This is a genomic window from Pseudomonas sp. S11P7, assembly GCF_023195435.1.
Taxonomy (GTDB): domain Bacteria; phylum Pseudomonadota; class Gammaproteobacteria; order Pseudomonadales; family Pseudomonadaceae; genus Aquipseudomonas; species Aquipseudomonas fluorescens_G.
The window spans coordinates 1441642-1453891 of the sequence record NZ_JALPKS020000002.1 but is presented as its reverse complement, the minus strand read 5'-3'; the positions used below and the strand labels follow the sequence as shown (position 1 = coordinate 1453891).

At 54.9% G+C, this 12250-nt stretch carries 15 protein-coding genes; 12 read left to right on the top strand and 3 right to left on the bottom strand.

The genetic code is table 11. From position 1 onward, the window contains the following. Window position 1 precedes the first annotated feature (1 nt). The 3 genes from M0746_RS06720 to M0746_RS06710 are packed head-to-tail and all read left to right on the top strand — an operon-like array spanning window position 2 to window position 3105. On the top strand, window positions 2-442 hold the full coding sequence (locus M0746_RS06720; protein ID WP_150694807.1) for a phage tail protein: 441 nt from the start codon (window positions 2-4) through the stop codon (window positions 440-442). Further along, window positions 439-1695 carry a phage late control D family protein gene (locus M0746_RS06715; RefSeq protein WP_258448570.1) on the top strand — a complete coding sequence of 419 codons (1257 nt, stop codon included), beginning with the start codon at window positions 439-441 and terminating at the stop codon, window positions 1693-1695. The genes M0746_RS06720 and M0746_RS06715 overlap by 4 nt, the downstream gene beginning before the upstream one ends. Window positions 1696-1752: 57 nt before the next feature. Further along, window positions 1753-3105 carry a hypothetical protein gene (locus M0746_RS06710; protein ID WP_258448569.1) on the top strand — a complete coding sequence of 451 codons (1353 nt, stop codon included), beginning with the start codon at window positions 1753-1755 and terminating at the stop codon, window positions 3103-3105. Between the two features lie 194 nt (window positions 3106-3299). Here M0746_RS06710 and M0746_RS06705 read toward each other — a convergent pair whose 3' ends face one another. From M0746_RS06705 to M0746_RS06695, 3 genes are all read right to left on the bottom strand, one after another. Beyond that, window positions 3300-4184, bottom strand: a complete 885-nt coding sequence (locus M0746_RS06705; protein ID WP_258448568.1) for a hypothetical protein — start codon at window positions 4182-4184, stop codon at window positions 3300-3302. Window positions 4185-4704: 520 nt separating this feature from the next. Next, window positions 4705-5373: a zinc ribbon domain-containing protein gene (locus tag M0746_RS06700; RefSeq protein WP_258448567.1), complete on the bottom strand. Its 669-nt coding sequence runs from the start codon at window positions 5371-5373 to the stop codon at window positions 4705-4707. Between the two features lie 87 nt (window positions 5374-5460). Next, window positions 5461-5808, bottom strand: coding sequence for a helix-turn-helix domain-containing protein (locus tag M0746_RS06695; protein ID WP_201138300.1), 348 nt, complete (start codon window positions 5806-5808; stop codon window positions 5461-5463). Window positions 5809-5892: 84 nt separating this feature from the next. On the opposite strand from M0746_RS06695, the gene M0746_RS06690 reads away from it, so the two are divergent. From M0746_RS06690 to M0746_RS06650, 9 genes are all read left to right on the top strand, one after another. Next, a complete protein-coding gene (locus M0746_RS06690) occupies window positions 5893-6105 on the top strand; it encodes a DNA-binding protein (RefSeq protein WP_150694802.1) in 213 nt (70 codons plus the stop codon). 29 nt (window positions 6106-6134) lie between these two features. Next, window positions 6135-6608 (top strand): YmfL family putative regulatory protein, encoded by a 474-nt coding sequence (locus tag M0746_RS06685; RefSeq protein WP_095189088.1) that lies wholly within the window; start codon window positions 6135-6137, stop codon window positions 6606-6608. Beyond that, window positions 6605-6895: an ogr/Delta-like zinc finger family protein gene (locus M0746_RS06680; protein WP_038979812.1), complete on the top strand. Its 291-nt coding sequence runs from the start codon at window positions 6605-6607 to the stop codon at window positions 6893-6895. Before M0746_RS06685 ends, M0746_RS06680 begins: the two co-directional genes overlap by 4 nt. Further along, entirely contained in the window at window positions 6892-7263 is a 372-nt protein-coding gene (locus tag M0746_RS06675) for a hypothetical protein (protein ID WP_258448566.1), read from the top strand. The genes M0746_RS06680 and M0746_RS06675 overlap by 4 nt, the downstream gene beginning before the upstream one ends. A 76-nt stretch (window positions 7264-7339) precedes the next feature. Then, a complete protein-coding gene (locus M0746_RS06670; RefSeq protein WP_086793340.1) occupies window positions 7340-7573 on the top strand; it encodes a hypothetical protein in 234 nt (77 codons plus the stop codon). A gap of 6 nt (window positions 7574-7579) precedes the next feature. Then, window positions 7580-10294 (top strand): bifunctional DNA primase/helicase, encoded by a 2715-nt coding sequence (locus M0746_RS06665; protein WP_258448565.1) that lies wholly within the window; start codon window positions 7580-7582, stop codon window positions 10292-10294. A 27-nt stretch (window positions 10295-10321) separates the two neighbouring features. Beyond that, the gene (locus tag M0746_RS06660; protein WP_258448564.1) at window positions 10322-11143 is read left to right on the top strand and encodes a hypothetical protein; all 822 of its coding nucleotides are present in this window, start codon (window positions 10322-10324) and stop codon (window positions 11141-11143) included. 59 nt (window positions 11144-11202) lie between these two features. Next, window positions 11203-11571, top strand: coding sequence for a DUF7673 family protein (locus M0746_RS06655; RefSeq protein ID WP_258448563.1), 369 nt, complete (start codon window positions 11203-11205; stop codon window positions 11569-11571). 79 nt (window positions 11572-11650) lie between these two features. Further along, on the top strand, window positions 11651-11914 hold the full coding sequence (locus tag M0746_RS06650) for a hypothetical protein (RefSeq protein WP_258448562.1): 264 nt from the start codon (window positions 11651-11653) through the stop codon (window positions 11912-11914). Window positions 11915-12250 lie beyond the last annotated feature (336 nt).

Genomic DNA, 12250 nt, shown 5'->3' with positions numbered 1-12250 from the left:
CATGATGCTTGCCCTGGGCATGTTCGTTTTCAGCCTCTCCACCGCCGCCTACCAGGAACTGCAACGCCAAACCGAATGGCGCCACGCCAGCAGCAACCGCGTCGGCGCCGCGCCGGCCCGCCAGTTCGTCGGCCGTGGTGATGACTCCATCACTCTGCCCGGCATCATCCTGCCGGAACTCGCCGGCAGCGCCCTAAGCCTCGACGCCTTGCGCTTGATGGCCAACACCGGCAAGGCATGGCCAATGGTCGAAGGCAGCGGCCGCATCTACGGCCTGTGGATCATCGAAAGCCTGAGCGAAACCAAGACTATTTTCTTTCGCGACGGAACGCCGCGCCGAATCGAATTCACCCTCAGCCTCAAGCGCATCGATGACGACCGTATCGACCTGATCGGCGCCGGTACCAGCGCAGGCGTCAGCATCATGAGGGCGCTGCTGTGATCGATGCCGCCCTCTCCCGCGTCACCGGTTTTCTGGACAAGACCATCGAGCGCTACAAACGCGAGGCGGCCTACCCGGTGCCAGCCTTCCGCATCACGGTGGACGGCAATGACATCGCCCAACTGATCAGCCCGCGCCTGATGAGCCTCGACCTGACCGACAATCGCGGCATCGAGGCCGATCAACTGAGCATCACCCTCAGCGACCACGACGGACTGCTCGCCATCCCGCCCAAGGGTGCGGTGATTCGGCTGTGGCTCGGCTGGAGTGATACCGGACTGGTCGACAAGGGCACTTACACCGTTGATGAAACCGAGCATTCCGGCGCGCCCGACGTGCTGAGTATCCGCGCCCGCTCGGCCGACCTGCGCAAAGGCTTGAAGACCAGACGCGAACGCAGCTGGAGCAACACCACGCTTGGCGACGTACTGGGCGATATCGCCCTGGGCAACGGACTGACCGCAACCATCGCCGGCGCCCTCGACGGTTTGCCCATCCTGCAATTGGACCAGGCCAACGAATCCGACGCCAACCTGATCAGCCGTGTAGGCGAAGAGTTCGACGCCGTGGTCACCGTCAAAGCCGGCTGCCTGCTATGCCTACCCGCCGGCGGCGGCAAGACAGCAAGCGGCGCCGAATTGCCCCACATCACCCTCACCCGCACCGATGGCGACCAGCACCGCTACCTGCAAGCCGACCGCGACAGCTACGACGGCGTGCGGGCTTACTTTTACGACGTGAACAGCGCCAAGAAACAAGAAGCTATCGCCGGCGGTGGCGAAAACCTTAAGGATCTGCGGCACACCTACAGTGACCGACAGTCAGCCCTGCGCGCCGCGCGGGCCGAGTTCAATCGCCTACAACGTGGCAGCGCGACGCTCAGCTATACCCTGGCCATGGGCAGACCGGATCTGATACCTGAGTTGACCTATACGTTGGAAGGTGTGAAGCCTGAGATCGACGAAATCATTTGGTACGGCGGAAATGTGCAACACACGCTCAGCGCAGATAACGGTTACACCGTCAGCCTTGAGCTGGAGAGCAAGTTACCGGAGGACACTGTTGAGGATCTGGCAGAGGAGAATAAAGGAGACTTCACGGGAATCATCGCGTACTACCGTGATAAGAAAACCGGAAAGGAGAAGAAAATGTCGGCTGGGGATCAAACCAAGCCGCGGCGGTTACGTTGGTTGTATGCCACAGAGAAGACGGCCAAGCGGGCAGTAGATCGCGAATGGAAGAAACTTCAATAGCGGCAATGTGCCATTCTGCTATTGTGGTACTGGATATCGTAAAAATGGAAAATAGCCATGTCTGAAAACTCACAAGAAGATCTCGAAAGCAGCCTGGTTACTCTCGAGGAAAAGCTACCAGCGCTGGTTCAGACTCAGAATCCGTTCTGGAAATCTACACCACAGTTTCAAACACTCCTGACAGAAAGCGGAGTTCCGGGTGGCGTAAAACCCACGAGTGCAGCACGAAGATTCACGCCTGAAAGTCTAACCTACCTTCGGCTAATCTATATATATGGAGACAAACCAGAAAAGATATCTAAGGACACTACAGTAACCATAAAAGTTTCGGGTAGAGAGCCCTACCAGGCAGCCATACAGTACAATCAGTCCTATGCTTTTGTTTGGGTTCAACGTTTTTGCGAGTGGTTTGAGATATCTAGCACGACACTACTTCTGAAACCACAAATCAAAAAAATCGAACTGTACGGCGCAAACCAAGATCAACTAGTAAAATATGCAGAAGACATTGAAGCAGTCATTGAATTAAAACGGACAATTGCGCAATACAAGCTTGATGCGAAATCAGAAATCTCAGACGCCAACGACCTGATTGCAGGAGTCCATGCTGCAAAAGCCGAACTCGAAGCAGAAATAGAATCACTATCCACCCTTCAACAAAAAACAAAAGCAGAAAGTGAAAAAGCGCTGGCAACTTTAGAAAGCTCGAGAATAAAACTTCAGCAAATCGAATTAGAGACAAAACATTTCGAGAGCAAATCCGTAGAAGCAAAAAACAATACAGAACAACTTACACAACAGGCAGAAAACTTAAATAAAAACATCGCCGATTTAAAGACACAACTACAGAAGCTTACCAACGATAGAAACCTTATTTCTGACGAGTATGGACCTTACGTAGAAGAGGGAAAATCACAAGCAAAGATTTACTCCGCCTTAATAGCACTCCCATTACTAGCGATAATCTTTTCAACCTATCAAGTTTACGTTGGCGCTGGAAATTTACTCACAGCCGAATACAAATCAGCAATTGATGTACTTGCAGCCTTTATCCTAAGAATTCCATTCGCAGCAATTTTCGGCCTCGCCATATTTTATAGTTGGAAGCTTGCATATTCAATGATACAGAAAATATTCAAAATTCATGGTGACAGATTGACTCTCGCCAAGCTTCTAGTAGTTGCACGCGAAACGGTGCACTCATCTGCAAAACACCTAAACATAACCGACCATGAAAAATTCCAAGAACAAACAGCTCTTAAGATAGAGGTATTAAAAAGCCATATGGCAAGAGACTTGAGCGAAGACTTTTCTTACAAACCTATCTCAGCGCAAAAAAACACCACATTAAATAATGTTCAAGACGCTGTTAATGATGAAGTTGAAATTAAAGATGCCGCCACCCCTTAGCAACGTCGATTTCTTCTTCGTGATATAAAAATAAAACCCGGTTTGAGGCCGGGTTCTTTTAGTTATTAGGTTAATACAAGTCTAAAAGAACCAGAACCCCTCCCGCCTTACCTCATCGCGCATACGCTAACGACTACCAGATTTTAGAACCATCTCAACATGACCAATCTTGACTATTACAGCGTCACCAAAGCCTAACGAACCAAATCAAATTTCACATTGACTTTAGTGAGCTCGAGCATTTCAAACACTTTCAGACTATAAAAAATATTATGCCGCGAAAGCGCAGCATCAAATCCAGCATACGAGCTAACTGCCAAATATAACCTTAAAGCAAGGGTAGCTGTCTCGATCACATTGTCAATATTTTCATCAGCCCCACGAATCATCGAACGAAAAACTTCCTCATCACGCTCATACTCACAATAAACTGATGGAGCCAAACGAATAGTCAATACATTTAGCACTATTTGAAGGTCTTTTAGAAAATCTGCCATCTCAAAAGCCCCAGGATAGCTCATCGCTCCCTGTATATTCTCTTCCATCCTTTGAAATCTTTGGCTAAGTATTAGCCATGAACCAGTTAACTTCTGTTCAAACTCTAGCGATCGAAAGCTATTCTTAGGGAATAGCCTTATGTAAAGATACCCTACATCCACGAGCACTTCACTTGAATCTCTGTTATTTGATTCTATCTCTCGAAAGTTCTCTACAAGCTTGTAAAAACCCTCTCGATGCTTAAGGAAATTACCAAACCTGTTATTACTCACAGCCTCAGAATATTGCTTCTGCCCATTTTCGATCTGAACAAATGCTTCTTTTGACCTTTGAATAGCGGCCACCATAGCAACTAGTGGGAGAGACAGCCCTGAAATAGTGATTGGAACCTTATAAACCTCAATGAAGTAATTGATACAAATAGTAGACAAACATACACCACCTAGCGAAGAGTTCACCCCGATAACCACTCCAAGCCCCAACCCCAAAACTATTGGTGTAGCGAGAGCCAGCCAAAAAGAGACCGTTTGAGAGAGAGGTTTATGACCTATATCTGCCGCCACCTTAGAATTCATTGACATAAATTGAAGACCCTAAACAAAACATACTATTAGACCAACCTCAAAGCCCCGGCAAAGCACCGGGACCCTTTCTTACTAACTCCGCCTTACTTCGATGACTGCACAAGCGCCTCCATGATTCTCAGCACATCTTGGCGCTGCTGGTCATCTAGCTGCGCAAGAAGGTGCAAAAAGAGGTGCTCCAAAGGGGTAAGGTTTTCCATCGTACGTACTCCATTTCCTTGTGATGGGCAGGGCACTTTTCGCAGCACCTGAACCGCCCGGGAGTCACCCATTCTCAGCACGTTTTTTCTGTGCCACCAGCCCCTACAAATCATTTGGGTCTGGAGTAAATGGGTGTCGCCTCCCAGATGGATGCTCCCGAACCTATGCACCACGTTGGAAATGTAAGTAGCAGTTGCCCAAGCCTTACAGCGCTGGCGAACGAGGTGGAAGCGTCATATAGGCACCGTTCTCACCCCATCCCTGCAAGTTTCCCTTTGCGTCGACCACGTAGTACTCGCCGAAGCTGTTTTCAGGCTCATCCAGGCGCAGCCCACCATCCGGAAGCTTCTTCGCCTGATAGCTCTCTGTATTTTTTTCCACCGTTAGGGAAAATTGAGTCGATGGCGTATTTGCCGTTTCGCTTGTACAGAACCATCACGTGGCCAAGTGCACCATCACGTAACCAACTGCCAACCTTGTCGGGGTAAGTCTTCAGGTCGAGAGCTTGCAAGTGCTGATAGTCCTGGGCGCTGAGGCCGATGAGGGAGCTTTTGTAGTCAGGATCAAAACTGGCATTGGCCCAGTACGCCTTGTCGTTTTGACCTTCGATCCTGAAGCCGATGAATGTCGTCTTGGGCTTGGACTTCGTGTCGGCACGAACGGCCTTGGCCACTTCAGCCAGCTCCGCGTCACTTACACGCTTGGGTAAGACGACTTCAACTTTACGAGGTCGTCCCTCTTGGAAATCGTCTTTAGTGATCGTGTAAGCCTTCGTCGCAACACTCTGCGTTACCTTTTCGACAGGCTCGTCCTTGTTACCCCTTGAGCACATCGACACTGTCACAGCGATGATGATTACCAGAATGACAAACCCGCCGATCTTCTGGCCCAGGGTGACTCCCGGATCGGCAACGCCACAGCTGGGGCAAACCTTCGCTGAAATATCTACTTTGTGTTTGCAAGACTTACAGGGCTTCAAAGCCATTCGAACCGCTCCTTTCTATATCCATGAAAAAGCCGGCCATCGTGGCCGGCGTGTTGCGCCTACACACCTGAGCAGTCATTGCCCAAGTCAGTCGTTCTCTTTTTTCCCATCAATGCTCGCGGCTTTTGCAAAAGCCGAAACCATACGAAGCAGCACCTCTCGATCCAAGTCCGTGACGCGCTGATAGAACTCAAGAAATTTTGCCGTGTCGGGACTGATGCTTTCGACCGTTGTGGGCTTGCGCTCACCGGTCACCACATACAACACGTCGACTCCCTTCTCAGCCACGGCGGCTAGATAGGTCGCATCGGGGCTACGTTCGCCTTTCTCGTAGTTGTATTGGCTGTTTTTTGAGGCACCAGCCTTAGCTGCGAAATCGGTTTGATTGAAGCCCAACCGTTCGCGTTCTTCTTTCAGGCGATCACCAATTCCCACAAATGTCTCCATAGCGATTTGACATTCCCACATTCATGGGAAATACTTCGCCTGTCATCACACGAAATCACACGAAACGAGACTATGCCGAACGGATACCCCACGGAGCAAGCGTGCCAAGGCGCCCGCGAGCGCCTCGCGCATCAAGGTCTATCTGCCAAGGATTGGGCCGATCAACACAACCTCACGCCTTCTACGGTGTATGCCGTGCTGAACGGACAGAAGAAATGTCTGCGGGGCGAGTCTCATCGCGCCGCTGTGCTGCTCGGTATCAAAGACGGCGTGATTGAAAACTAAGCCTGTTGGCTCAGGGAGGAAACCAGAAGATGAAACGCCCAGTTCTAGCCAACAGGAAAGACGTAGTCAGTGCAGTGATCGGCGCCTATCAGGGAGGCCGCATCTATGCCGCTGCTGACTTGGGAATGCCACTCAAAAAGTTCGACAACCAGGCTTATGAAAACGCCGGCAGCCGACCGCTGAGCGACGACCACATTCATCGCCTCGAACAGGTAGCAGGAACAACCTTCCTGCCGGATTACATCGCAGCCAAATACGGCGGAATGTTCGTCCCGCTGACAGCATCGGCGGATCTGGACAACGTCGAGTTGTACAACCGGTCAGTCAAAGCCGCCGCCAAGCGCGGGATGGTTGATCAGATCATTGCCAAAGCACTCGACGACGGTGTCATCGAGTCCTGCGAAGCCCAAGCAATCATCAACGCTCTGATGCACTACATGTCCGCCCGCTACGCCGAAGTGCTGGCCACCATTCAACTGCACGGTCGGGGGATCGCTGGGTGAGTACATACAAACTGGTTTGCCCGCACTGCCTCGGCCGCATGCGTATCCGCACCAGCGAAGGCACACACATTTTCCTGCGCGTGGCCTATCTGCAATGCACCAACGAGGCCTGCGGCTGGTCGGTGCGTGCTGAGTTCGAGATGACTCACGAAATGAGTCCCAGCGGCATGGCCAATCCATCAGTGCGTTTGCCCATCGCTGACATCGCCTTGCGCCGCGCCGCGATGAAAACCGCCAACGATCAACCCGACCTGCTCGACCAAATGGAAATGGAGTGTGCGCAATGAACCACGATCAGTTGACCCACGACTACCGCAGCAGCATGCAGCGCGCCGCGTTCGCTTACCTGCAACGGCACGAAGCGCAGTACCTGGTGGACTCGGATCTGCTCTATGAAAACTGCGTTCGCCACCTGGCCACGTCGCTGGAGGTGCCTGTCTTTATGGCGGAGCGCCTGGTGCACAACGCCTGGACTGAATTGCAGGTGATCAATCAGCGTAAGTGGATCGGCGTGGACTGGGGCAACAGCCCCGGCTGCACGGTCGTGCACTTGATCGACACCCGGGCCGATCTGCGCTACCCGGTACCGGCGAGGCTGCTGCCGCAAAGCCTGCTCGCCCAGCGCGGTTCCGCGCACAAGCACCACCCTCAGTAACCCCTATTTAAACAACCCCGCCCTGCCCCGCTTCCCGTGGGTTTGGGTGAGCTTTGCCTGAAATCCGAGGTGGATCATGGAAATCGACATCGCCATCACCGCAAAACTGCCCCGTGCACAGGCCGAAGCCCTGCTCCAGGCACTGCGCGCTCAGTACTCGATGCAGTTCAACGAGTACTGGTATGACGATCGCTTTCGCATGATTCCCGAGGGTTTACGGCACGGCTCGCTGCTGTCGGCCTTCCCCGTAATGGCCGCGCAAAAACGCCTGATTGGCGCCCTTAAACACAGTCTCGGCGAAGTGAAGTAAGCCCCGATGAACATGAAACACGATTTGCGCGCCGACATTCTGCAACGCCTTGAATCCGACTACGGACTCAAACACAAAGCTGGCAAATACATGCGCCAGGGCGAATGCCCGGCATGCAAGAAAAAGGAGCTGTATGCCTTCCACGATGACCCGTGGATGATCCGTTGCGGCCGCGGCAAATGTGGCCAGACCTGGCATGTCAAAGAAATCTACGAAGACCTGTTCGAAGACTGGAGCAAGCGCGCCCCGGCCAGCGAGCAACACCCCAGCGCCACCGCTCGTGCCTACCTGGAATTTGCCCGGGGCTTTCGGCTCGATCTGATTCAAGGCTGGTTCACGCAGGAAACGTATTTCTCCGGCGAACTGAATGCCGGCAGCGCAACGGTGCGCTTCGCGTTGGAGAAAGGTGGCTACTGGGAGCGCCTGATCGACCGGCCGCACCGGTTCGGCAAGATGAAAGCGCGGTTCAAGCCTGGCGATAGCCCGCGTGGGTACTGGTGGTGCCCGCCATGTGTCGAGCTGCTGGACGTCAAAGAGCTGTGGATTGTCGAGGGCATCTTCGACGCCATCGCTCTGGTGCATAACGGCATTGCAGCCGTGTCGGCAATGTCGTCTGCCTTCTTCCCCGAGGAGTCTCTGAAAGAGCTGGCCCGACAACGCGGCGGTAAATTGCCCAAGCTCATTTGGGCATTGGATAACGAACCCGGCGCGCACAAATACACCAAGCGTTGGGTGCGTCAGGCTCGCGCCCTGGGTTACGAATGCGAAGCGGCACAGATTCCCCAATCGGACAGCCGCAAGGTGGATTGGAACGACCTGCATCAGCGCTGGGCATTCATCGATGGCGAGAGCGAACGTGCCGAGCAGATCGACAAGGACCTGGCCACCGCTCGCTATCACGGCTCCCTGTTAATCGCCGAAAGCGCGTCTGAGAAAGGCGTGCTGATGTACGAATGGCGCGAGCGCCACGAATTTCACTTCGGCTTCGACAGCCGGCTCTACTGGTTCAAGATGGACTTGGAGAAATTCAACAAGGCCATGCAGGCGCTGGAGTCCTCCGAGCGCCACGAAGACCAGTTGCTCAACGAAAAGCAGCGTCGCGAAAAGGCCCTACGCCAATGCGGCGGCGTGGTGGAAATCGCCAACTGCTACCCGCAGGCGCTGTACTTCCAGCGCAACGAAGTCACCGACGAATCCTGGTACTACTTCCGCGTCGATTTCCCGCACGACAGCGGCAGCGTCAAAAACACCTTCACCGGTGGCCAGGTTGCGGCCGCCAGCGAGTTCAAGAAACGCTTGCTCAGCATGGCCGCCGGCGCCGTGTTCACCGGCAGCGGGCAGCAACTCGACAAGATCATGAAAGATCAGTTGTTCGGCCTCAAGACCGTCGAGACCATCGACTTTATCGGCTACAGCAAATTGCACGGCTGCTATGTGTTTGGCGACCTCGCGGTACGCGGCGGCATCGTCAGCGTGGTGAACAAGGAGGACTTTTTCGAGTTCGGCAAGCTGCGGCTGAAGACGCTGCAGAAGTCGATCGCCATGCACATTCAGCGCGACAGCAAGCAGTACCGCACCGACTGGCTGCCGATGCTGTGGCTGTGCTTTGGCGCCAAGGGCATCGTCGCGCTGGCGTTCTGGTTTGGCTCGCTGTTCGCCGAGCAGATCCGCGCGCAGTACAAGTCCTTTCCGTTCCTTGAGGTCACCGGTGAAGCCGGCGCCGGCAAGACCACGCTGCTGACTTTCCTGTGGAAACTGCTCGGCCGCGAGCATGAAGGTTTTGACCCGTCGAAATCGACCCGTGCCGGACGCCAGCGTGCCATGGGCCAAGTCTCCAACATGCCGGTCGTGCTGATCGAGGGCGATCGCAACGAGCCGGATAAAGCGCACGCCAAGGGCTTCGACTGGGACGAACTGAAAGACTTCTACGGCGGCGGCACGCTCGGCACCAAGGGCATGAAAACCAGCGGCAACGAGACCTACGAACCACCGTTTCGGGGCGCGATTGCGATCAGTCAGAACGCCGATGTCAGCGCCTCAGAAGCGATCCTGACCCGGATTATCAAATCCCACTTTGCGCGCCCGGAAGTCACCACCGAGAGCCGCGCGGCCGCCGACAACCTGAACCTGATCCCGGTTGAACAGTTGAGCCACTTCCTGCTGCTCGCCGTGCGCGCCGAAGCGCAGGTGATGGCCAAGTTCGCCGAACGCGTGCTGGTCCATGAGCAGCAGCTGCGCAAGCTCAAAGAAATCCGCGTGGAACGGATCATCAAGAACCACAGCCAGTTGATGGCCCTGGTCGATTGTCTGCGCCTGGTTTGCCCGCTGGATGACAACCACGTCGCTACGACACACCAAGCACTGATGGTCATGGCGCTGGAGCGACAAGCCGCGATCAGTGCCGACCATCCGCTGGTTGCCGAATTCTGGGAAGTCTACGAATACCTCGAAAGCCTGGGCGAAGGCCCGCAGGTCAACCACAGCACCGACCCTAAACTCATCGCCATCAACCTCAACGAGTTCGCCGAAAAGGCCAGCGAGCATCGGCAGAACCTCGCCGACCTCAAGACCCTGCGCGGGCTGCTGGTCAACAGCCGCAGCCACAAATGGCTGGAATCCAACAAGGCCGTTTACAGCGCCGTGCGCGCCTCACAAGCGGCCGGCAACGCGATGTTCAACAAACCCACCACTGTGCGCTGCTGGATTTTTCAGAGCGCGTAATCCGCTGTAACCAAAGGAGCTACACCGATGCAAAACGAACTGAAAACCGCTATCCGCTTCGAGAATTTCTGGGAAGCATTCGGCCCACGGGGCGTTATTGCCCTCGCGTGGTGGATGGGTGCAAGGCACGCTGAAGCCATCCGCGAAGAGCAAATGAGCTTTCCGATTTTGCACATCGAAGGCGCAGCCGCCAGCGGCAAGTCCACCTTGCAGACCTATCTGTGGAAGCTGCTCGGACAGGACAACTTTTCTGAGTGCGACCCTTACCGCGCAACACGCTTGGGGCGTCTACGCACGCTCGCCAACACCGGCAATGGCGTTGCGAGTTTCTACTGTGAACCTTCGCACACTGACTCTGACTTTGATTGGGATGAGCTTCGACCGCTGTTCAACAGTGGAAATGCTCTCTACTGCAGCACGCAAGGTGTCGAAAACATCACGTTCAGTGGCGCCGTGATGATCTCCAGCCATTTCCCTCCCAAGTGGAGCGAGGCGTTCGAGAGTCGGGTTGTGCGTATCAGGCTGATGGGGTGCCACACGGCCGATGGCAGAAGCAACGTAGCGCTTCTGAACTCACTCACAGCCGAGCAAGGTGGTGCGTTTTGCAAGGCGCTGGATCAACGCGCCGCGCAAACCGTCAGCACCGTGAACAGGCTGGCTAATGCCTACGCCGCCACTCTTCTCGAACAACATCCCGAACAATTGAGCCGCCGAGCCGCCAAGAACGGCGGGCAGCTGATGGCACTGGTGGATGTCCTCAGTCTGTTGCTGGGCCTATCGGATGAACAACGGCGCCGCTCTTTGAATGTGGTCACGGACTGCATTCATCCGGAATTCATTCCCTACTGAATCTCGCTCGGGATTTACTCCAGGCGCTGCAACGCCGGAGCCTCCAAAGGAGAAGCACCATGCAAGTACAACCCACTATCGGCGCCGACGCGTTGAAGGCGATCAGCGAACGATTCGCCGCAGAAGAGCGCGAGCGCCCTGCAATCCGAGCCGCAGGTATCGCCGCCCTGCATCGCCTGCTGCCGGTTGCTCAGCGTTGTTCAGGGCAAAGCCGAATCGTCGGGCGCTTCCTGCTCAGTCTCTACAACGGCCAAGTATTCCCGTTCGCCCTGACCGATCTACGCGGTCTCGATACAGCCCTCTTCAACGACTGTATCGCTCTGCTGCACATGGATCAGCGCCCCGAAATGGAGGTGCACGAGTACATCGATAACGGCCACGCGATCTGGTCACAACTGAAAAAAGATTGGGCTGCACAAGAAATCTGAACACCGGTCAAGCCGGAAAAAGAAGTGGTGCCGAGGGGCTGCAACCCCTCGGCACCGACCACCCCAAAGGAGAAGCACCATGCAAGCACAAAACCCAAGTGGCAGCGGCACAGAGGCTATCACGAACACCTTCAACGTCGGTGATGACGTGAATTATGTGGTCGGCCGCAGCACTGGCCACAGCGTCAGTTTCAGCGTGCGTGAAGGAACCATCGCGGAAATCTCGGCCGGTGTCGCCATCGTCAAATCCCGCAACGGGCGCCGCTCAACTCAGCCTCTGAACAAGCTCACGCACCAAGGCCAGCGGAACGCCCTCACTCGCGCATTACTCGGGGAGGCTTGAGCGTGGACGTCTCAGCAACGAAACGCACACGCCCTCCCATGGCAAGCCACCGGCTGGACCTGCCGAGCCGATGTGACATTTGCGGGAAAGCTCGATCGACTCGCAAGCACCAGGTTTGTAGCCGGATCCGGCAGCAGCGCAAGGCTGACGAATGGGCCGAGCTGATGGCGGCGCGGGCTGAAGCGAAGAACAACCAACCTCGGCGCTACGCGCGCTGAACTGAATCACGGGGCGAACAACGGGGAGCTGCAACTCCCCATCGTCCGAAAAGGAAGGAAGCACCATGCAAATACCAAAACGGATAGAACCGAATGTTTCGCAGCAGGAGGCCGCGCT